Source organism: Pseudomonas sp. TE3728 (assembly GCF_056279145.1).
In genome coordinates, this window is sequence record NZ_JBWBQT010000001.1 from 2,104,935 (window position 1) to 2,128,233 (window position 23,299).

10 protein-coding genes are annotated in these 23,299 nt (G+C 61.5%); 6 read left to right on the forward strand and 4 right to left on the reverse strand.

All coding sequences use genetic code 11. From position 1 onward, the window contains the following. Positions 1-5: 5 nt before the first annotated feature. Positions 6-12,989: a non-ribosomal peptide synthetase gene (locus tag ACZ89R_RS08920; protein WP_429546002.1), complete on the reverse strand. Its 12,984-nt coding sequence runs from the start codon at positions 12,987-12,989 to the stop codon at positions 6-8. A gap of 381 nt (positions 12,990-13,370) precedes the next feature. Here ACZ89R_RS08920 and ACZ89R_RS08925 point away from each other — a divergent pair, with 381 nt between their 5' ends. Continuing rightward, positions 13,371-13,919 (forward strand): RNA polymerase factor sigma-70, encoded by a 549-nt coding sequence (locus tag ACZ89R_RS08925; RefSeq protein ID WP_429546001.1) that lies wholly within the window; start codon positions 13,371-13,373, stop codon positions 13,917-13,919. 97 nt (positions 13,920-14,016) lie between these two features. Here ACZ89R_RS08925 and ACZ89R_RS08930 read toward each other — a convergent pair whose 3' ends face one another. The 3 genes from ACZ89R_RS08930 to ACZ89R_RS08940 form a co-directional block, all read right to left on the reverse strand. After that, on the reverse strand, positions 14,017-15,030 hold the full coding sequence (locus ACZ89R_RS08930; protein ID WP_429546000.1) for a GNAT family N-acetyltransferase: 1,014 nt from the start codon (positions 15,028-15,030) through the stop codon (positions 14,017-14,019). A 112-nt stretch (positions 15,031-15,142) separates the two neighbouring features. Beyond that, entirely contained in the window at positions 15,143-15,937 is a 795-nt protein-coding gene (locus tag ACZ89R_RS08935) for a substrate-binding periplasmic protein (RefSeq protein WP_429545999.1), read from the reverse strand. A gap of 93 nt (positions 15,938-16,030) precedes the next feature. Further along, entirely contained in the window at positions 16,031-16,657 is a 627-nt protein-coding gene (locus ACZ89R_RS08940) for a TetR/AcrR family transcriptional regulator (RefSeq protein WP_429545998.1), read from the reverse strand. Positions 16,658-16,835: 178 nt separating this feature from the next. Here ACZ89R_RS08940 and ACZ89R_RS08945 point away from each other — a divergent pair, with 178 nt between their 5' ends. The 5 genes from ACZ89R_RS08945 (at position 16,836) to ACZ89R_RS08965 (ending at position 23,221) form a co-directional block, all read left to right on the forward strand. Then, positions 16,836-18,638, forward strand: a complete 1,803-nt coding sequence (locus ACZ89R_RS08945; protein WP_429545997.1) for an acyclic terpene utilization AtuA family protein — start codon at positions 16,836-16,838, stop codon at positions 18,636-18,638. 14 nt (positions 18,639-18,652) lie between these two features. Then, positions 18,653-19,582 carry an SDR family oxidoreductase gene (locus ACZ89R_RS08950; RefSeq protein ID WP_429545996.1) on the forward strand — a complete coding sequence of 310 codons (930 nt, stop codon included), beginning with the start codon at positions 18,653-18,655 and terminating at the stop codon, positions 19,580-19,582. Between the two features lie 2 nt (positions 19,583-19,584). After that, entirely contained in the window at positions 19,585-21,201 is a 1,617-nt protein-coding gene (atuC, locus tag ACZ89R_RS08955; RefSeq protein ID WP_429545995.1) for a geranyl-CoA carboxylase subunit beta, read from the forward strand. A 68-nt stretch (positions 21,202-21,269) separates the two neighbouring features. Further along, the gene (gene atuD / locus ACZ89R_RS08960) at positions 21,270-22,427 is read left to right on the forward strand and encodes a citronellyl-CoA dehydrogenase (protein ID WP_429545994.1); all 1,158 of its coding nucleotides are present in this window, start codon (positions 21,270-21,272) and stop codon (positions 22,425-22,427) included. Further along, entirely contained in the window at positions 22,424-23,221 is a 798-nt protein-coding gene (locus ACZ89R_RS08965) for an enoyl-CoA hydratase/isomerase family protein (RefSeq protein ID WP_429378681.1), read from the forward strand. The genes atuD and ACZ89R_RS08965 overlap by 4 nt, the downstream gene beginning before the upstream one ends. Positions 23,222-23,299 lie beyond the last annotated feature (78 nt).

A 23,299-nucleotide genomic window follows, 5' to 3' on the forward strand; every position in this document is an offset into this window, starting at 1 on the left:
TGACTTTAAAGGCCCTCCAACGCCGCCATCAGGTCATTCAACCGATCCACCTTATCTTCGGTAATGTCGCTCGCCGCCAACCCGTCGATGTACTCGGCCAGCTCTGCCACCGTGCTGCACTCGAACATCGCCCGCAGCGGCACGTTGCGTTGCAGGGCTTTTTGCACCCGCGAGGCGATCTGTGTGGCCAGCAGCGAATGCCCGCCGAGCTCGAAGAAGTTGTCACGCACGCCGACCTTCTCGACCTTCAACACCTCGGCCCAAATATCCGCCAGGGTCTGCTCCAGCTCGTTGCGCGGCGCCTGATAGTCCTGACTCTGCAACTGGCCGATTTCCAGTGCCGGCAAGGCCTTGCGATCAAGTTTGCCGTTGGCGTTGAGTGGCAGCTTGTCGAGCCACAACCAGTGCAGCGGCACCATGTATTCCGGCAATTCGGCGCGCAGGCGTTGCTTGATACGCTCCAGTCGATCGCCTGGATTCAATGCCGACTCGGCCGCTACCAGATAGCCGACCAAATGCTTGCCGTTGACGCCTTCCTGCACACCCACCGCCGCGTCGCGAACTTCCGGTTGCTCGTGCAGACGGGCCTCGATTTCACCCAGTTCGATGCGGTAACCGCGGATCTTCACTTGATGATCGATACGCCCAACGTATTCCAGCACGCCGTCACTGCGACGTCGGGCCAGGTCGCCGGTGCGATACAGGCGATTCCCCGGCGCACCGAACGGGTTCGGCACAAACACCTGAGCGGTACGCAACGGATCGCTCACATAGCCACGACCCACGCCGATGCCGGCTACGCACAACTCACCCACCGCCCCCAACGGCACCAGTTCCAGCGCGCCATCGAGCAGGTACAAACGGTTGTTGTCGGTCGGCGTACCAATCGGCAGATAACTGCCACGTGTCGAGGCCAGGTCGACGCGGAAAAACGCCACATCGTCCGAGCATTCCGCCGGGCCATAGGCGTTCACCAAACCAATCTCCGGGTAACGCAGCAACCATTGATGCGCCAGCTCCGGCGGCATTGCTTCACCGGTCGGCAGCATCCAGCGCAGGCCATCGAGGCTCATGCGGTCCTGGGCGAGCATGCCCTGAATCAGCGACGGCACGCTTTCCAGCACGGTGATGCCCTGGCTCTGAACGTGAGCCAACAAGCCTTGCGGATCGTGGGCGATGCTGTTCGGCACGATGTCCACCCGAGCGCCTAACAGCGGTGCGGCGAGGAACTGCCAGACCGAAATATCGAAGCTTTGCGAAGCGGTCTGCGCGATCACATCGGCCTCGCTCAATTTCAGGTACGGTACCTTGCTCAACTGGTTATTGAGCATGCCGCGCTGCTCGACCATCACGCCCTTCGGCAGGCCGGTGGAACCGGAGGTGTAAATCACGTAAGCGAGGTTGTCCGGGCCGCTGTAAATGCCCGGATTGGTAATCGAAAACTCGCTTGCCTGCACGTCTTCCCAGACCAGCAATCGAGGTCGATTGGCACAACCGAACTCTTCCAGCAGCGCGATGGCTTGTTCACGACACGCCTGAGTGCAGACCAGCAACGGCGTGCGGCTCAGGTCAATGATCCGGCTCAGGCGCTGACTCGGCAGACCCGGGTCCAGCGGCAGGTAACCGGCACCGGCCTTGAAGCTGCCGATGATCATGCCCAGCAGATCAAGGTTACGTTCGGCGAGCAGCGCCACCGGTTGATCCAGGCCAACGCCGGCCGCAATCAGCGCATGGCCGAGACGATTGCTGCACTGGTTCAGCTCAACGTAGCTGTGCTGCTGATCCAGGCAACTGGCGGCAACTCGCTGCGGATGCTTGGCGACCTGCGCTTCGAACAACGAGACATAGCTGTGCTCCAGCGGATAGTCGTGTTCGCTCTGGTTGCAGCCATGGATCAGGAAGTCCTGTTCCTCGGTGCCTAGCAGCGGCAGATCGGCCATGTCGCCATGGAAGCCTTCGACCAGCGCCAGCAGCAGGCGCTTGAATTCGCCGAGCATGCGCTCGACCGTGGATTCATCGAAATAACGCTGGTCGTAGGAAAGGTGCAAGCCAAGGTCATCGCCCGGATAACACACCGCCGTCAACGGGAAGTTGGTGTGGGTGCGGCCCGAATCCGAGGTGGCGTTGAGGCTTTGCGCACGATCCAGTACCGAGACTTCCACCGGGGCGTTTTCGAACACGAACAGGCTGTCGAACAGCGGCTGGCCTTTAGGCAGTTCGCTGTTTTCCTGAATGCTTACCAGCGGCAGGTATTCGTACTCGCGCAGCTGCATGTTGCTGTCGAGCAGACTGCTGAGCCACTGACGAACGCTGCAACGCCGATCGTCCTCGGGCATTTTCACCCGCAGGGCGATGCTGTTGATGAACAGCCCGACGGTGCGCTGCATCTCTGGCATCTGCACCGGACGCCCGGCCACCGTGACGCCGAACAGCACGTCACGATCGCCACTCATGCGACGCAGCACCAGCGCCCACGCCGCCTGGACGAAGGTGTTGATGGTCAGCTGATGGGCCTGGGCCAGTTCGCGCAGTTGCGCACCATCGCGGGCATCGAGTCGGGTATAGCGGTCGCCGACGATCATGCCGCCGCTGTCGCCGGCATGTTCACGCAGGAACGGCCGGTCGCTCGGAATCGGCGTGGTGCGCTCAAAACCTTGCAGGTTCTGCTGCCACCACTGCCGCGCTTCGGCCAGGCTCTGGCGTTGCAGCCAGCCGATGTAATCGCGATAACGCGGCGGCACGGCCAGCTGCGCTTCGCGACCTTCGCCGAGGGCGGTGTAGATCTCGAAGAAATCGTTCATCAGCAACGAACGGCACCAGGCATCGATGAGGATGTGGTGGTTGCTCATCATGAACCAATAGCGCGCCGCGCCCACGCGGATCAAGCGCAGGTGGAACGGTGCCTGGTTGAGCAAATCGAACCCGGCCTCACGTTCGCTTTTCAGCAGCGCCTGCAACTTCGGCTCTTGCTCGGTTTCGGCAACCGCGCTCCAGTCCAGATATTCGATCGGCGTGCTGCCCGGTTTGTGGATCACTTGCAGCATGTCTTCGCCGACGTTCCAGCAGAACGAGGCGCGCAAGGCTTCGTGACGGGCGATCACCGCTTGCCAGGCCTGGGCGAAACGCTCGGGGTCGAGTTCGCTGTTGATGCGGTAGCGGTCCTGCATGTAGTAGAGGCCGGTGCCCGGTTCGAGCAAGGTGTGCAGCAGCATGCCTTCCTGCATTGGGGTCAGCGGGTAGACGTCTTCAATCATCGCCGCCGGGACGGGCAATGCGTCGAGTTGCGGCTGAGTCAGTCTGGCCAGCGGGAAGTCCGACGGCGTCAATCCGCCTGCGTTGTCGCTCAGGCAATGCTGGATCAGGCTGTGCAATTCGCCCAGATACGCCTCTGCCAGTTCGGTGATGGTTTGCACATCGAAGCGTTCGGCGCTGAAGGTCCAGCGCAGCACCAATTCACCGCCATAGACCTGACTGTCGACGCTCAGCTCATTAGGCAGCGGCGCATGTGGATCGTGTGCCGCGCCCACCGGTTCATCCAGCGGACGGAACAGCGCATCACTGCCGAAGCTCTGATCGAATTGGCCCAGGTAGTTGAAGGTGATCGGCGCCACCGGCAACGCCGCCATGGCCTGACGGCACAGGCCATCGGCCAGGTAACGCAGCACGCCATAACCCAAACCCTTGTGCGGCACCGCGCGCAGTTGCTCCTTGATCGCTTTGATCGACGCCCCCTGTTCACTCACAGGTGTGAGGCGCAGCGGATAGGCGCTGGTGAACCAGCCAACGGTGCGGGTCAGGTCGATCTCATCGAACAGGGGTTCGCGACCGTGGCCTTCGAGTTGAATCAATGCCGATTGATGACCGCTCCAGCGACACAACACACGGGCCAATGCGGTCAGCAGCAGGTCATTGACCTGGGTGCGATAGGCCGTCGGCGCCTGTTGCAGCAGTTGGCGGGTGCGCTCGCTGTCGAGGCGCACGCTGACGGTTTGCGCGTGACGGTTTTGCTGACCACCCTGCGGACGATCACAGGGAAATTCAGCGCTTGGGCCGGCCAGGTGCGTCTGCCACCAGCTCAATTCTTCACGCAGGGATTCGCTGCCGGCGTAAGCCTGCAACCGTGCGGCCCAATCCTTGAAGGCACTGGTTTTTGCCGGCAGTTTTACTGACTGTCGGGACTCGAGTTGACGATAAACCGTTTGCAGATCGTCCAGCAGAATCCGCCACGACACCCCGTCCACCACCAAGTGGTGAATGGCAATGAACAATCGTTGTTCCCCTTCAGGATCATCCACCAGCAGCGCCCGCATCAGCGGCCCGTGCTCAAGGTCGAGGCCGCGTTGAGCATCGGCGAACAACGCCGCGCAGTTGTCCATGCTCGGCACGTGTACCTGCCACAGCACGGCAGCGTCGGAAACCGCCTGGTGCTCGGCCTGCCAATGGCCGTCAACCTCGGTGAAACGCAGGCGCAAGGCGTCGTGCTGTTCGATCACCGCCAGCAGCGCTTGCTCCAGACGATGCGGCTCCAGCGCCACGGTCGGCTCCAGCAGCAACGCCTGGTTCCAGTGTTGACGCTGTGGAATGTCGGTATCGAAGAACCAATGCTGAATCGGCGTCAGACGCGCTTCACCGCTCAGCAGGCCTTGCTCGGCGGTGATCTGCTCGGTGCGGGTCGCGACGGCGGCCAGCGTCTGCACGGTCTGGTGCTGGAACAGGTCACGCGGGCTGAAGTGGATGCCCTGCTGCCGCGCACGGCTGACCACCTGGATCGACAGAATCGAATCGCCGCCCAGTTCGAAGAAGTTGTCGTTGAGGCCGACCTGCTGGACGTTCAGCACTTCACTCCAGATGCCCGCCAGGGTCAGTTCAAGTTCATTGCTCGGCGCCACGTACTGCTGACGATTCAACTCCGGGTCCGGGGCCGGCAGTGCGCGGCGGTCGAGTTTGCCGTTGGCGGTCAGCGGCATGCTGGCCAGCAGGATCAAGTGCGTCGGCACCATGTAATCCGGCAACTGAGATTTGAGGTGCGCCTTCAACGCTTCGCGCAATGCAGTTTGTTGCGCTTCATCCTGTTCGGCGACGTCGGTGACCAGGTAGCCGACCAATTGCTTGCCGCTCGCTGCGTCGAGGGCCAGCACCACCGCTTCACGCACGGACTCGTGTTCCAGCAAACGGGTTTCGATCTCGCCCAGTTCGATGCGGAAACCACGAATCTTCACTTGATGGTCGATCCGGCCGAGGTACTCGACCAGCCCATCGGCGCGCTGACGGACAAGGTCGCCGGTGCGGTACAAACGTCCGCCGTTCACTGCAAAAGGATCGGCAACAAACCGTTCGGCGGTCATGCCGGGACGCTGGTGATATCCCTGCGCCAGGCCGGCACCGCCGACGTACAACTCGCCCGTCGCGCCTTGCGGCACCAACGCCAGATCAGCGTCGAGTATGTAGGCGACGCGGGCGCCAATCACGCTGCCGATCGGCACACTGCCCAGGCCTTCTTCCAGCTGCTCCGGCGCGAGGCTGGCGAGCGGCATGACCACGGTTTCGGTCGGGCCGTAAGCGTTGAAAAACAGGCTCGGTTTGAACGCCGCGCGAATCCGTTGCAGGTGTTCGCCGGTCAGGGCTTCGCCGCCGGTGATGCACATGCGCACCGGCAGGGTTTCGCCCTGGGTCGCCAGCCATTGCGCTAACTGGCTGCCGTAGCTCGGGGTGAAACCAAGAATGTTGATGTTGTGGCGACGAATCAGCCCGCAGATTTCTTCTGCATCCCACTGGCCTTGCGCACGCAGGACCACCTGCGCACCGCTCAACAGCGGCACCAGCAGACGCTCGGTCGCGGCATCGAAGTTGATCGAATAGAAGTGCAACTCGCAGTCATCCGGGCGCATACCGAAGCGCTCGATCACGGCGCGGCAATGCATGGCGATTTCACCGTGGGACACCACCACGCCTTTCGGTTTGCCAGTGGAACCGGAGGTGTAAATCAGGTACGCCTGATGTTGCGGCAGGCTGATAAACGGCAGCTCAGTGGCCGGGTAATTGACCAATTCGACGGCATCGTCTTCCAGGCACCAATGGCCGACGCCGGCCGGCAATTCGCCGAGGGCCGCGAACATCGCCGCATCGCTGAGCAGCACACCGATGCCGCTGTCTTCGATCATGTAATGCAAGCGATCCAGCGGGTATTCCGGGTCCAGCGGCACATAGGCACCGCCAGCCTTGAGGATCGCCAGCAGGCCGATGACCATCTCCAGCGAACGCTCCAATGCCAGGCCAACCCGCACCTGCGGCCCGACTCCACGCTCGCGCAGCATCCAGGCCAGACGATTGGCGCGACTGTCGAGCTCGGCGTAGCTCAGGGTTTGCCCGGCGAACGTCAGGGCCGGAGCGTCTTTGCGCGCCAGCGCCTGCTCGCTGAACAGGTGATGAATGCACTGGTCTAGGCGATGTTCGCCCGGTTCGACGCCGAGGCTGTCGAGCAGGTTTTGCTGTTCAGTGGCTTCCAGCAACGGCAGTTCGCTGAGGCGTTGTTGCGGATCGGCGAGCAACGCTTCCAGCAGATTGCGCCAGTGCCCGGCCATGCGCGCGATGCGCGGTTCATCGAACAAATCGGTGCTGTAGGTCAGGCAGCAACCGAGGCGATGGTCGAGGTCGGTGACTTCCAGGTTGAGGTCGAACTTGGTCGCTCGCGCATCGTTGGCCAAGTACTCGACCGTCATCCCGGCCAGGGTGCGACTCTGCTGGAATTCCCAGCGCTGCACGTTGCACATCACCTGGAACAGCGGGTTGTAAGCCGCACTGCGGGGTGGCTGCAAGGCTTCCACCAAATGATCGAACGGCAGGTCCTGATGGGACTGGCCTTCGATCACCGTGTGACGAACCTGCTCGAACAACTCGCCGACAGACATCTGCCCGTCGAGCTGGCAACGCAGCACTTGGGTGTTGAGGAACGCGCCGATCAGCCCTTCGCTTTCCGGACGAATGCGGTTGGCCACCGGCGCCCCGATGCGCAAATCGGTCTGGCCACTGTAGCGATAAAGCAGCACCGCCAGCGCGGCAGTCATGGTCATGAACAGGGTCAGACCGTTGTAGGCATTGAAGGCACGAACCCGCGCCGCGAGATCATCACTCAGATCGAAGCGGAACAGTTCGCCCTGATGGCTTTGCACCGGCGGACGGGGACGATCGGCCGGCAGTTCCAGCAGCGGATGTTCACGGCCCAGTTGCGCGGTCCAGTAATCGAGCTGACGCTGACGTTCGCCGGATTCCAGCCACTGACGCTGCCACACGCTGTAATCCAGGTACTGCACCGGCAGTGGTTGCAGCGGCGAATCGCGATCATCGACGAAGGCTTCGTAGAGCGCGCTCAGTTCCCGAGCGAAGATGTCCATCGCCCAACCTTCGGTGACGATGTGGTGCAGGGTCAGGACGAAGTAATGCTCCTGCTCGGCGGTCTTGACCAGACAAGCACGCAGCAGCGGCCCGGTTTCCAGATCGAAAGGTTTATGGGCTTCGTCATCGGCCAGTTGCTGGACCTGCCATTCGCGGCCATCGGCATCCAGCGTGGTGTAATCCTTCCAGTCCATGCGCAGGCGGGTGTCTGGATGAACCTGTTGCCGGGCCACGCCGTCGACGCTCGGGAAGGTCGTACGCAGGGTTTCGTGACGCATGATCAACGCTTGCAGCGCCGCCTCGAAACGCCCGACATCCAGCACGCCACGCAACCGCGCCATGCCGCCGACGTTATAGGCCGGGCTGTCCGGTTCCATCTGCCAGAGGAACCACATCCGCTGCTGAGAATAGGACAGTGGCACCGGTTGGCTGCGGTCGACCTTCTCGATCGGCGGCTGTTTGTTGGTTTTGCCGCTGGCCTGGATCAAGCGAACCTGTTCGACAAAAGCGCCCAGCTCACTGGTCTCGAACAGCGCACGCAATGGCAACTCGACGTCGCACGCCTGGCGGGTACGGGAGATGATTTGCGTGGCCAGCAAAGAATGGCCGCCGAGGGCGAAGAAGTCGTCGCGCAGGCCGATCTGCGTTTGGCCCAGCACCTCGCGCCAGATACCGGCGATCTGTTGCTCAAGGACGGTGACCGGTTCGACATGTTCGCGGGCTTGCCACTGAGGTTCCGGCAAGGCGCGGCGATCGAGTTTGCCGCTCGGGCTCAGGGGCATTTCATCCAGGCGCATCAGTTGCGCCGGGACCATGTATTCCGGCAGCTCAGCCGCCAGTGCGGCTTTCAGGCGGGTGGTTTGAGCATCGATGGTTTCGCGGGTTTCAGTGGCGGTGTAGTAACCAATCAACTGCCCACCCGCCGCCGTTTCGCGCACCAGCACCACCGCTTGGGCGACGCCAGACTGCGCCAACAGACGCGCTTCGATCTCTTCCGGCTCGACACGAAAACCACGCAGTTTGACTTGCTGATCGAGACGACCGAGGTATTCGATCACGCCGTCGGCGGTCCAGCGAGCACGGTCGCCGGTGCGGTACAGACGTGCGCCCTGTTCGCCCAGCGGATCGACCACAAAGCGTTCGGCGGTCAGCGCCGGACGGCCGAGATAGCCTCGGGCCAAACCAATACCACTGATGCATAGTTCTCCCGGCACACCGGCCGGCACCGGGTTGAGGTCGCTGTCGAATACGCGGCACAACACGTTGCCCAATGGCCGGCCAATCGGCGAGCGCTCGCCATCGGCGGTTGTGCAGTGCCAGTGAGTGACGTTGATCGCGGTTTCGGTCGGGCCGTAGCGGTTGTGCAGTTGCACCGCTGGCAGGTGTTCCAGCACCCGGTTGCGCAGTTCCGTGGGCAAGGCTTCGCCGCCGGAGAACAGTCGGCGCAGGCTGGTGCATTCGGCGCTGAGTGGTTCGTCGATGAACAACGAAAGCAGCGGTGGTACGAAGTGCAGTGTGGTCACGCCGAATTGCTGGACCAGTTGGGCGATGCGGTGCGGATCGCGGTGTTCGCCAGGGCCGCCGATCAGCAGGCGGCACCCGGTGATCAGCGGCCAGAAGCACTCCCACACCGACACGTCGAAACTGATCGGTGCTTTTTGCATCAGCACATCGGTTTGGTCCAGACGGTAGGCGGCTTGCATCCATTGCAGGCGTTCAGCGAGGGCCGCGTGAGTATTGCCAACGCCCTTCGGCTGACCGGTGGAACCGGAGGTGTAAATCACGTAGGCCAGGTTATCGCCGTGCAGGTGCAGACCCGGCGCATGGCTTGGCCAGTTCTCCAGATGCAGGGCGTCCATGGCAATCACGCTAACGCCATCGGTGGCCGGCAAGCGATCGAGCAATTCGGTTTGGGTCAGCAGCAACTCAATGCCACTGTCGCTGAGCATGTAGGCCAGGCGCTCGGCCGGGTAGTCCGGGTCCAGCGGCACATAAGCGCCACCGGCCTTGATGATCGCCAGCAAGCCAATCAACAACTGTGGCGAGCGCTCGGCGGCGATGGCCACGCACACGTCCGGGCCGACGCCTTTGTCGCGCAGGTAATGCGCCAGGCGGTTGGCCTGGGCGTGCAGTTCGGCGAAGTCCAGGCTGCCACCGTCCCACAGCAGCGCGGTGCGCTCCGGGGTCTGGCGCGCTTGTTCGTTGAGCAACTCCGGCAGCCATTGACTGGCCGGTGTGCAGGGTGCGGCGCTCCAGGCAGATTGCTGATCGTGCTCGCTCGGGGTTAGCAGTTGCAGGTCGCCGATGGCGGTTTTCGGTTGCTCACAAATGGCTCGCAGCAGGTTGCTGAAATGCTCGGCCAGACGCTCGATAGTCGCTCCGTCAAACAACTCGCTGGCGTAGTCGAACGACAGGCTCAAGCGCCCGTTACGGTCTTCTTCGCTGTGCAGTTGCAGATCGAACTTGGCTTCGCGACTGTGCCACGACAGCTCTTCGGCGAGCAGTCCCGGCAAGCGACGCAGCGCAGTGAGATCCCGTTGCTGATGGTTGAACATCACCTGGAACAAGCCCTGCTCGCGGGCCTGGGGGAAGGCTTCGAGCAGTTGTTCGAACGGCAGGTCCTGATGCGCTTGCGCGCCCAATGCGGCTTGACGGGTTTGCGCCAGCAACTCAACGAACGGCAGTCGCGAATCCACCTCGGCGCACAACACTTGGGTGTTGATGAAAAAGCCAATCAGCCCTTGGGTTTCCAGACGCGGACGGTTGGCATTCGGCACGCCGATGCGGATGTCGCGTTGACCGCTGTAGCGATGCAGCAGGCTCTGGAATGCCGCGAGCAGCAGCATGAACGGCGTCGATTCATGGGCCTGGGCAGTCTGGCGAATGACATCGCTCAGGCTCGCGTCCAAACGCAGCGTGTGGCGGGCGGCGCTGTGAATGTGTTGCGCCGAACGCGGATGATCGGTGGCCAGGCTCAGGGTCGGATGATCAACGCCCAACTGCGCTTTCCAGTAAGCGAGTTGACGCTCGCCCTCCCCTTGCGCCAACCACTGACGCTGCCAACTGCCGTAGTCGGCGTATTGAGTTAGCAACGCTGGAAGGCTGGCGGTCTGGCCTTGAGCGGCTGCCGCATACAGGCACGAGAACTCGTCGATCAGCACGTTCATCGACCAGCCGTCGGCGATGATGTGGTGCATCGTCACCAGCAACTGATGGTCTTCATCGCCGAGGCGCACCAGGGTCACCCACAGCAGCGGGCCTTTTTCCAGATCGAACTGGGTGCGGGCTTCGTCCTCACGGATCTGCTGCGCGCGGGCTTCACGCTCGGCGGCTGGCAGGTCACTGATGTCAATCACTTGCAGGTTGAATTCGCCGGCAGCAATGACCTGTTGCAGGGCCACACCGTCCCGCTCGAAAAATCGCGTGCGCAGGGATTCGTGACGTTCGATCAGTTGCTGGAAACTGGCGCGCAAGGCGTCTTCGTCCAGTTCGCCGCGCAGGCGCAAGGCACCGGGAATGTTGTAGGCGCTGCTCTGCGGGTCGAGTTGCCAGGTGATCCACAGACGGTTTTGTGCCAGGGATTGCGGTATGGCGTCGCTGCGCGACAAAGGCATGATCGCGCCTTGGGCCACACCGCCATCCTGTTGTTGCTGAGCGACTGCGGCAGCAAATGCGCCGAGGGTCGGCGCTTCGAACAACAGGCGCAGATTCAGCTCCAGCCCCAACGCTTCACGCAGGCGTGCGACCACTTGAGTGGCGGCGATGGAGTTGCCCCCGAGCAGGAAAAAATGGTCATCGGCGTTGACCTGCTTGACCTGCAATTGCTCGCACCAGAGCTGGCCGATCAACGTTTGCAGCTCAGAGCCCGATTCAGTTTCGGACGGGTTTGCGATGTCTGCCGACGGGAACAGCGCATAGCTGTCGAGGCTGCCATCGGCCAGGCGATTGCGGCAGGCCGAGCGTTGCAACTTGCCGCTGGACGTCTTCGGCAGCGCTCCCGGATTGAGCAATACCACCACGCTCGGTGCTTGCTGATACGCCTCGGCCACCGCTTGACGGATGGCTTTGATCAGCGCCTCGGGCGGCAGGATTTTCTGCACGCTGCGGCTGATTTCCGCGGCGATGCCGATGCCTTCCTGACCCTCGATGTTGACTGCAAATGCGGCCACGCGACCTTTGCGCACCACCTCCACTTCACGCTCGATGGTCTGCTCGATGTCCTGCGGATAAAGGTTATGACCGCGAACGATCAGCATGTCTTTCAGGCGCCCGGTGATGAACAGCTCACCGTCACGCATAAAGCCCAGGTCGCCAGTGCGCAGCCAGGTGCGACCGGCGTGCTGGACGAACGTTTGGGCCGTGGCTTCGGGGTTGCGCCAGTAGCCATGGGCGATGCTCGGCCCGCTGGCCCAGACTTCACCGATCGCGTTATCGGCGAGTTCTTCGAGCGATACGGAATCGACAATCAGCACCGCGTGATCCGGCTGGCTGATGCCGCAACTCATGATCGGACTGCCATCGCCCGGTTCGGCTCGGTTCTGCGCGAGCGCCTGATCATCCACGCGCAACGCCGGGATGCCCTGACCGCGCGGGCTGCCGGCCACGAACAACGTGGCTTCCGCCAGACCGTAGGACGCCATGAAGCTGTCCGGCGTAAAGCCACAGGCAGCGAACTTCTCGGCGAAGCGTTCCAGGGTGTCGAGGCGAATCGGTTCGGAACCGGAATACGCCACGCGCCAGCGACTCAGGTCGAGGCGTTCCAGCGCCGATTCGCTGACCCGTTCGCTGCACAGTCGATAGGCGAAGTCCGGCCCGCCGCTGATGGTGCCGCCGTATTCGCTGATCGCCTCCAGCCAGCGCAAGGGTCGGCCGAGGAAGTACGCCGGCGACATCAACACACAGGGCACGCCACTGAAAATCGGCTGCAACAGGCCGCCGATCAGGCCCATGTCGTGGTACAGCGGCAGCCAGCTGACGATCACGTCATCGGGGTTCATATCGATGCCAAAGCCATGACGAATCAATAGTTCGTTGGCCACCAGGTTGCCGTGGCTGACCTGCACACCTTTAGGCAACGCGGTGGAACCGGAGGTGTATTGCAGGAAGGCGATGTGGTCGCCGTGCAAGTCCGGCGCGACCCAGCGTTCGGCCAAGGCGCTGTCGAGGGTATCGACACACAGCAGCGGCGGCGCCTCGTCGATTTGCAGTAACGCGTCGCGCAGGTCGGCGCTGGTCAGCAGCAAGCGCGGCTCGGCATCGCTAATGATCGACAGCAGACGTTCCTGGTGATGACGACGGGTCGATTCAGGCGGATAGGCTGGCACCGCAATTACACCTGCGTACAGACAGCCAAAAAACGCCGCGACGTAATCCGGGCCGCTGGGAAACAGCAACACCGCGCGATCGCCAAACGACGTCTCGGCCTGCAACGCGCCGGCAATGGTTCGCGCCCGTTGATCAAGCTCACGATAACTGAGCACCACAGCCTGATCCTGGGTTTCGGCGAGAAAACGCAAGGCCACCCGGTCCGGCGTCAGGGCCGCGCGGCGCTGAAGGGCTTGGACCAGTGTGCTAGGGAGTTCGAACGCGTCGGTCATGAGGTTTCCTGCCTGAATTCGGCTTGCAAGTGGAATCGGTTTTCGTACGCCACGCCCGTTCATGGGCATGCAGGACGCGGTCTTCGCCGACCGCGCAAGGCTTGGGAATGCTGGTTTGGCCGGGGCTTGCGCCCGCAGCCATTCACCAATGAGAACGGATGAAGTCTTGAAATAATTAGTCGCCAGGCTTGAGCGCCGGCAGGCTTGCAGTCAGGTAGGTGAGTCCGCGTGTCGCCGTTCTCACTCTGCTCTTATGTGGAGCATTAATTCTCTTTCTCAATTGACAATCATTATCATTCAACCTAATTTGTCGCTCGATGTGTAGGACGACTCCGACCCCCCTGTCGTCCCACGACCCTATTTGCAGCAAGGTGATTTCCAATGACGGAACAAGTATCCACAAGCAGGTGCGATTCACCGCTACTTCAGGCCTTCGTCGACAACCGACTGATTCTGGTCAAGATTGCCGCCCGCATCACCGGTTGCCGATCACGCGCCGAAGACGTGGTGCAGGATGCGTTCTTCCGGCTGCAATCGGCGCCGCAGATCACGTCGTCAATCAAGGCGCAGCTCAGCTATCTGTTCCAGATCGTGCGCAACCTGGCGATCGATCATTACCGCAAGCAGGCGCTGGAGCAGAAGTATTCGGGCCCGGAAGAGGAAGGTCTGAACGTGGTGATTCAGGGCGCTTCGCCGGAAACCTCGCACATGAATTTCTCGACCCTGGAAAACATTGCCGATGCGCTGACGGAGCTGCCCAGCCGCACCCGTTACGCCTTCGAGATGTACCGCCTGCACGGCGTACCGCAAAAAGACATCGCCAAGGAACTCGGCGTCTCGCCAACCTTGGTGAACTTCATGATTCGTGATGCGCTGGTGCATTGCCGCAAGGTGTCGGGCAATCGTGGCGATACCTTTGCGCGTCGTTAAGACCGCGTCGAGTCGATAAAAAGATCGCAGCCTTCGGCAGCTCCTACATTGGGATGGCGTACATCCTGTAGGAGCTGCCGAAGGCTGCGATCTTTTTTCAGACCAACGAACACCGATCAAAAAACCGCTCACGCCCCAACACCATCAGCGCCGCGCGCTTGTGCGGGAAGTCGAATTCTTTTTCGCAGTGGAAACACTGGTTGTGCATATGCCCGATCATCTTCGCGTTGTCGGCGCGAGGCTCGGCGACCACCCGTTGAGTGCGTGGATCATCGAGAAACAGGTAATGCACCAGCGCCGATAGCCAGCTCGCCACCTTGTGCGGCCCGCGATGAGTTTCTTCGCCCACCAGCATGTGAATGCCACGGTCGTAATCGTCGGCATCGTAGAACGGCGCAATGCGATCTTCCTTGGCCCAATAGGCTTCGAAATAGGCAAACGGCTGATCATCGAAGCAGCCGATCAGCGTCAAGGTATGCGGGTCGGCTTCGAGCTTGCTCAGGTATTCACGATGCTTCTCGAGACTGCCCTCCTCCTGCCAGAAACTCGCCACCCGCGGGCTGTTCTGCCAGCGGTTGAAACGCGCCAGGTCATGCTCGATTTCTACCGTGCGCAGGGAAACCCACGCACCGAGCCGCGCATCGAAACGTCGATACACCTCACCACGGGGTTTCACCGCACGCAATGGATGGCGCTTGCCGCCACTGATGACCATTTGCTGCGGATAGCTGCCAGTGCGCGACTCACCCAGCCACGGCTGAGGCAATTGCCAGAACAGCGTGCGTTCGCAGCGATATTGGCCGGTGACTTCGGTCGCGATCAGCAATCCGCTGAGCAAGGCTTCGGTGGGCACGTCTTCGAGTTGCCAGGTCAGGCGCTGACACGCCGCGTCACGGGCAAACAGCCAATAGCAGGCCGCCCAGAATGCCTGACCGTCAGGACGGCCGAAACGCTCCTCCAGCCGCAGATGCAATTGCGGCTCGCGGGTCAGCCGCAGCTCGATCAACGGTTGCCCTTGCAGGCTGAGGCTCAGGCGGCTGGCGGTTTCATCGGCTACAAGACAGTTGCCTGATGGCAAGGCCAGGGTGGTCAGGTCATTCAGATTGGACATGGGTGGGGCTCACGGTAATCGTCGACAGTTCAACGATGTGACGTGAGCCGGGGCTGGAAATTTAAGCGCAGTCGCCAAATGCTCGTCTCATGGCACTAATCAGGGGCACGATTCAGGGCTTGCGCACCGGCACCAGGGCAATTTTGTAGGGATCGAAAATCTTCAGCATCTGCCCATTGTCTCGCAGGCCTTGCAGCAACTTGCCGAATGCTTCGCCAGTAATCGGCGCCTGCGGGCGAATCAGCGCGTAATGGTGATAGACCTGATCGATCCGTTGCGACACCAGCAATTGCTCGCCGACTTTCTCGTTACGCAGCAGGTAATCGCTCAGGTAGGAACGTGTCACCAAGGCAATGTCCGCTCGTGCGCGCAGCACCATCAGCAAGTTGCTGTCATGGGAATAGGTCAGCGTGGCCTTGTAGGCGTCGGCCAGATACTTGGGATCGGCATTGAAATTGGCAAACTCGTAGTGATAGCCGCTGTACAGCGCCAGACGCTTGCCCGTCAGTTCCTTGAAGTAATTCTCATCGCGATCGGGTTTCTTCTGCGCGACAAAGATTTCTGCATCTTCCAGGCCCATGTCGACGAGGGTGTGCGGGATGTCCTTCCACCCCCAGTTCGGGTTTTCGAAAATCGCCATGTCGACCCGGCCGTCCTTGAAATCGTTGAAACGTCGAGGAATCGAGGTGGGCACCAGTACAAACTGATAGTCCGTTTGCAACTGATTCAGCGCTTCCACCAGTTGCGGCAACAGACCGGTGTCGGCACCGGACTCCGGGCGCACGGTGTAGGGAGGAAAATGCGCGGCACCGACCCGCACCTGTTGCGCAGCCTGAGATGGCAACACGCAGCACACTGCAAGCGCCGCCAGCAAAAGCCGAGACACTGTTCGAATTGGTGAAGACATCAAAACAGCCTACTCCCCGAAAAAAATATCCATCAATGCATTCAAGCTAGGCGGTTTCGCCAACTTAGCCAGTTTCTTGCCGAGATAGACGGCTCACTGCCGTTCTTCAAGCACCAGAATCAACGCCTCATCGGCCAATTGATCGAGGCTCATGCTGCCATCGGCACGAAACCAGGTGGTGGTCCAGGATAACGCGCCCGTCAGGAAACGGCGGGTGATGAACACGTCGCCACGGATAAAACCGGCGTCCTTGGCTTCGCCCAGCACCTGCAACCAGATGTCTTCATAAATATCACGCAGCGCCAAAACTTGCGCCTGACCTTCCGCTGACAGCGAACGCCACTCATACACCAGCACCGCCATGGCTTCGCCGCTGCCGCCCATGATCGACTGCAATTCGCAGCGAATCAGCGCCAAAACCCGCTCGCGCACACTGCCGGCCTCGGCCAGGGCTGCACGCATCAACGCGGTGTTGTAGCGAATGGTCTCCTCCATCACTGCCCGCAGGATCTCATCCTTGCTTTTGAAGTGATGAAAAATACTGCCAGACTGAATACCTACCGCACCGGCCAGGTCGCGCACGGTGGTACGTTCATAACCTTTATGACGAAACAGGTGAGCGGCCACTTGCAGCAGTTTGCCGCGGGCGCTGTCCGGGTCGGTCAATTGGCCGCTGTCGACCAATTCGCGCATCACCCTCAGGGCTTTTTGCTCGTCCACCCGTTCTCTCCTACAGTCGATCAATCAATTGCGCCGCTGCCCGCTAAAACAGCAGGGTTGCGCGGGCAATTTAAGCTGGCGGGGGCGACCAAGCAAGCGCTTGGGCAGAAGATATTTCAGTCGTTTACAAACCAAGCGCTTGCTTGGTAGTCTCGAAGCACTTCTGTCGGAGGTGGTTATGGAATTGACTGCGCCTAAAACAATCCGCATCGGGTGCGCCAGCGCATTCTGGGGCGACACCTCGACCGCCGCCGAGCAACTGGTGGAAGGCGGGCGGCTGGACTACCTGGTGTTCGATTATCTGGCCGAGATCACGATGTCGATCATGGCCGGGGCGAGGATGAAAGATCCGGGGGCCGGCTACGCCAGCGACTTCATCGAAGTCCTCAGTCCCCTCCTCAACCAGCTCGCGGAACAGAAGATCCGCGTCATCAGCAATGCCGGCGGCGTCAATCCACAAGCTTGCGCCGCTGCCCTGCAAGCGGCTTGCGACAAGGCCGGGGTGACGCTGAAGATTGCCGTGCTGTCGGGTGACGATCTGCAGCCGCAGTTCAAACAGCTGAGCAGCCTTGGCCTGCATGAGATGTTCAGTGGTACGCCCCTGCCGCCGATGTGCGTATCGACCAACGCCTACCTCGGCGCGCCGGGCATCGTCGAAGCCCTGCGCCTGGGCGCCGACATTGTAATTACCGGGCGCGTGGTCGACAGCGCCGTGGTCAGCGCCGCGCTGGTGCATGAGTTCGGCTGGTCGTGGCACGACTACGACAAACTCGCCCAGGCTGCATTGGCCGGGCACCTCATTGAATGTGGCGCCCAGTGCACCGGCGGCAATTTCACCGATTGGCACGACGTGCCCGACTACGAACACATCGGTTTTCCGATCGTCGAAGTCGGCGCCGACGGCCAGTTTATCGTCAGCAAACCCGATGGTTCCGGCGGCCTGGTTACGCCCCTGACCGTTGGCGAGCAGATGCTGTATGAAATCGGCGACCCGCAGGCCTATTTGCTGCCCGACGTGGTGTGCGATTTCAGTCAGGTCAAACTCGTGCAACAAGGTAAAAACGCGGTTCAGGTGCATGGCGCAAAAGGCTTGCCGCCGACCGATCACTACAAGGTCAGCGCCACGTATCCGGACGGTTTCCGCTGCACCGCCAGTTGCCTGATCGCCGGGATCGATGCCGTGGCCAAGGCCCGACGGGTCAGCCAGGCGATCATCAACAAAACCTCGGAAATCTTCAGCCAGCGCGGCTGGGCGCCCTACAGCGAAGTGAATATCGAACTGCTGGGCAGCGAAGCCACTTATGGCCCTCATGGCCAGCGCCAGGACAGCCGCGAAGTGGTGATCAAACTCGCCGTGCGCCACCCAAGCAAACAGGCCTTGATTCTGTTTTCCCGGGAAATCGCCCAAGCCGCCACCGGCATGGCGCCGGGGTTGACCGGGATCGTCGGCGGGCGGCCGACGGTGTACCCGCTGATCCGGCTGTTTTCATTTCTGATCGACAAAACGGCCTGCACCCTGCAAATCGACCTCGCCGGTGAGCGCCACCCCTGCGCCCTGCCCGCCCTCGATGTACTCGACCCGGCTGACTTGCCGCTACCGTTCGATCCGCCCCAACCCACCGAGCGCGCCGACGCCAGCGTAGCCCTGATCAAACTCGCCGTGGCGCGCTCAGGCGACAAGGGCAATCACAGCAACATCGGCGTCATGGCCCGCCATCCCGACTACCTGCCATGGATCGCCGAAGCGCTGACACCTGAGGTAATGGTCGACTGGATGAGCCATGTCCTCGACCCGATCCACGGGCGTGTCGAACGCTGGTATTTACCCGGCACTCAGAGCTTTAATTTTCTTCTGGAGAACGCACTCGGCGGCGGTGGCGTGGCCAGCCTGCGGATCGATCCGCAAGGCAAGGCGTTCGCCCAACAACTGCTGGAGATCCAGATTCCGGTGCCTCGGCGCATCGCCGATCAGGTCAACTAGAGGAAACCGTCGCCATGGCTTATGACTCGATTTACAAACCCGACCTGTTCGCTGGCCAAAACATCATCGTCACCGGTGGCGGCAGCGGTATCGGCCGTTGCACCGCCCACGAGCTCGCAGCCCTCGGCGCGCAGGTGCTGCTGGTGGGGCGTAATGCCGAGAAACTGAAAAAGGTCACCGCCGAAATCACCGAAGACGGGGGGAAAGCCAGTTGGCAGGTCTGCGATATCCGCGATGAAGATGCCGTCACGCAACTGGTCAGCGAATTGATCCGCAAACACGGGCCGATTCATGGGTTGGTCAACAATGCCGGCGGGCAGTACCCCTCGCCCCTGGCGTCGATCAATCAGAAAGGGTTCGAAACCATACTGCGCACCAACCTGGTGGGCGGTTTTCTGATGGCCCGTGAGGTGTTCAATCAGTCCATGAGCAAGCACGGCGGCGCCATCGTCAACATGCTCGCCGACATGTGGGGCGGCATGCCCGGCATGGGTCACTCGGGCGCGGCGCGCTCAGGCATGGACAATTTCACCAAGACCGCCGCGTTTGAATGGGGCTATGCCGGCGTGCGGGTCAACGCCGTCGCGCCGGGCTGGGTCGCTTCCAGCGGCATGGACACCTACGAAGGTGCGTTCCGGGCCGTAATCCCGACCCTGTGCGAACACGTACCGCTCAAGCGCATCGGCACCGAATCGGAAATCAGCGCGGCGATTGTTTTCCTGCTCAGCCCGGCAGCCGCTTTTGTCAGCGGCAGCACGTTGCGCATCGACGGCGCCGCCAGCCTTGGCGGGCGGGCCTGGCCAATGCACAAGGCGCAGAACAGTCATTCCTACAACGGCTTTCACCGCGCCTATTTACCCGAAGTACTCAGACCCGGCGCGTCCAAACCTGACGCCTCCAAACCAGACGTCTCCAAACCAGATGAATCCAAGGACAAGGAATAACCATGCCGGTCATCCAGTCCCAGGTAGACCCGTTCAGCGAATCGTTCGCCCGTCACCGTGTGGCCATGCTGGCCGGTATCGAGCAGGTCCGCCAGCTCGAACAGAACCTGCTGAACAAAGCCGCCGAAGCCAAGCCCAGGTTCGACAAGCGCGGGCAACTGCTGCCCCGGGAGCGGCTTAACCTGCTGCTTGACCCCGGCGCGCCGTTCCTCGAACTGGCGAGCCTGGCCGGCTACAAGCTGCACGACGACAAGGACGGCAGCTCGGCCGGCGGCGGTTTGATCGCCGGGATCGGTTACGTGTCCGGCGTGCGGGTTTTGGTGGTAGCGAACAACAGCGCGATCAAGGGTGGAACCATTTCCCCCAGCGGTTTGAAAAAATCCCTGCGCCTGCAACAGATCGCCATGGAAAACAAATTGCCGGTAATCACCCTCGCGGAAAGCGGAGGCGCCAACCTCAATTACGCGGCGGAGATTTTCGTCGAAGGCGCGCGCAGCTTTGCCAATCAGGCGCGGATGTCGGCCATGGGCTTGCCACAAATTACCGTGGTCCATGGCTCGGCCACCGCGGGCGGCGCGTATCAACCGGGGTTGTCGGATTACGTGGTGGTAGTGCGCGGCAAAGCCAAGCTGTTTCTTGCCGGGCCGCCGCTGCTCAAGGCCGCCACCGGTGAAGTCGCTACCGATGAAGAACTGGGCGGCGCCCAGATGCACGCGCAAACCGCCGGCACCGCCGAATACCTGGCCGAGAACGATGCCGATGGCGTGCGCCAGGTGCACGAGATCATGAGCCTGTTGCCGTGGAACGATCAGTTGCCATGGTTACCCGAACGTCGATGGGAAGAACCGCTCTACCCCATCGACGAACTGCTGGGGCTGATCCCGGATGACCCGAAAAAGCCCTACGACGTGCGGGAAATCATCGCCCGGATTGCCGACGCGTCGAACTTCCTCGAATTCAAGGGCGAGTTCGACCAGCAAACGATCTGCGGGCATTTGCAGATTCAGGGTCGAGCCTGCGGCTTCATCGGCAACAACGGCCCGATTACGCCCAAAGGTGCGAGCAAGGCTGCACAGTTCATTCAGCTCTGCGACCAGAGCCAGACGCCCCTGCTGTTTTTCCACAACACCACCGGTTTCATGGTCGGCACCGAGTCGGAACAACAAGGGGTGATCAAGCACGGCGCGAAAATGATTCAAGCGGTGGCCAATGCCCGAGTGCCCAAACTGACGATCGTCGTCGGCGGTTCCTACGGCGCTGGCAACTATGCGATGTGCGGCCGTGGCCTCGACCCGCGCTTCATCTTCGCATGGCCCAACAGCCGCACCGCGGTGATGGGCGGCGCTCAGGCCGGCAAAGTGCTGCGGATTGTCACCGAAGCCAAACAGCTCAAGGACGGGTTGGTACCCGACCCGAAAATGCTCGACATGCTGGAGCAAGTCACCGCGCAGAAGCTCGACAGCCAGTCCACCGCGTTGTATGGCAGCGCCAATCTATGGGACGACGGGCTGATCGATCCGCGGGACACCCGCACGTTGCTCGGGTACTTGCTGGACATCTGCCATGAGGCCGAAGTTCGTTCGCTGCAATCCAACAGTTTCGGCGTAGCCCGTTTTTGATGACGCGGAGCGTCTAAGGCTGCATTCCCACGCAGAGCGTGGGAACGATCACAGGAGAACAATAAAAAATGATCTTCACCCAGGAACACGAAGCACTGCGCCGCACCGTCCGCCAATTCGTCGATCACGAGATCAATCCTCATGTCGAGGAATGGGAAAAGGCTGGGCGCTTTCCGATCCATGAGATCTTCCGCAAGGCCGGCGACCTCGGTCTGCTGGGGATTTCCAAACCGGAAAAATTCGGCGGCATGGGGCTCGACTACAGCTATTCAATTGCGGCCGCCGAAGAGTTCGGCACCATTCATTGCGGCGGCATTCCGATGTCCATCGGCGTGCAGACCGACATGTGCACCCCGGCCCTGGCGCGTTTCGGCTCCGATGAACTGCGCGAAGAATTCCTGCGGCCGGCGATCACCGGTGAACAGGTCGGCTGTATCGGCGTCTCCGAAGTCGGTGCCGGCTCCGATGTAGCAGGCTTGAGAACCAGCGCCCGCAAGGACGGCGACGACTACGTAATCAACGGCAGCAAGATGTGGATCACCAACTCGCCGAGCGCCGACTTCATCTGCCTGCTGGCCAACACCTCGGATGACAAGCCGCACATCAACAAGTCGCTGATCATGGTGCCAATGAACAGCCCCGGCATCAGCCTCAGCTCGCACCTGGACAAACTCGGCATGCGCAGCTCGGAAACCGCCCAGGTGTTTTTCGACAACGTGCGCGTGCCGCAACGCAACCGCATTGGCCACGAAGGCGCGGGGTTCATGATGCAGATGCTGCAGTTCCAGGAAGAACGATTGTTCGGCGCGGCGAACATGATCAAAGGCCTGGAGTATTGCGTCGACAGCACCATCGAGTATTGCAAGGAGCGCAAAACCTTCGGCAATGCGCTGATCGATAATCAAGTCATCCATTTCCGCTTGGCCGAACTGCAAACCGAAATCGAATGCCTGCGGGCGCTGGTCTACCAGGCCACCGAGCAATACATCAAAGGCCAGGACGTCACCCGTCTGGCGTCCATGGCCAAACTCAAGGCCGGGCGACTGGGCCGGGAAGTCAGCGACAGTTGCCTGCAATATTGGGGCGGCATGGGCTTCATGTGGGACAACCCGGTGGCGCGGGCTTACCGCGATGTGCGGCTGGTGTCGATCGGCGGCGGCGCCGACGAAATCATGCTGGGGATCATCTGCAAACTCATGGGCATCCTGCCGGGGAAAAAGAAATGAACACCCTTCCCGTTTGCCAGACCCTGTTGCTCGAACGGCATAACGGCGTCCTGCACATCACCCTCAATCGCCCCGACAGTCGTAACGCCATGAGCCTGCAAATGGTCGCCGAGCTGCGCGCGGTGCTGGCGGCGGTGCGCGATGACCGGCAGGTTCGCGCGTTGGTGATCGGCGGTGCCGGCGGACATTTTTGTGCCGGTGCCGACATCAAGGACATGGCCAATGCCCGCGCTCAGGGTCAGACGGCCTACCGCGAATTGAACCGTGCGTTCGGCGCCTTGCTGGAAGAAACCCAGCACGCGCCGCAAGTGGTCATCACCGTGCTGCAAGGCGCGGTACTTGGCGGCGGCTTCGGTCTGGCCTGCGTCAGCGATATCGCGATGGCCGATCATCAGGCGCAATTCGGCCTGCCGGAAACCAGCCTCGGCCTGTTGCCGGCGCAGATCGCACCGTTCGTGGTACAGCGCATCGGCCTGACCCAGGCCCGCCGACTGGCCCTGACTGCCGCACGGTTCGATGGCAACCAGGCCCGGCGGATGGGATTGGTGCATTTTGTCGAGCATGACCCGCAAGCCTTGGCCGAGCGCCTCGATGAGGTGCTGGCCCATGTGTTGTGTTGTGCTCCGGGGGCGAATGCGGCGACCAAAAAACTCTTGCTGGCGAGTGCGGGGCAACTCTCGGATGGCCTGCTGGATCAGGCGGCCGAGTGGTTCAGTGAAGCAGTGACCGGGGATGAAGGGGTCGAGGGGACGATGGCCTTTGTGCAAAAGCGAAAACCGGGTTGGGCGATTTAAAAGCATCGCGGGCAAGCCCGCTCCCACAGAGATCTGTGTCGTTCACAAAATCCTGTGGGAGCGGGCTTGCCCGCGATG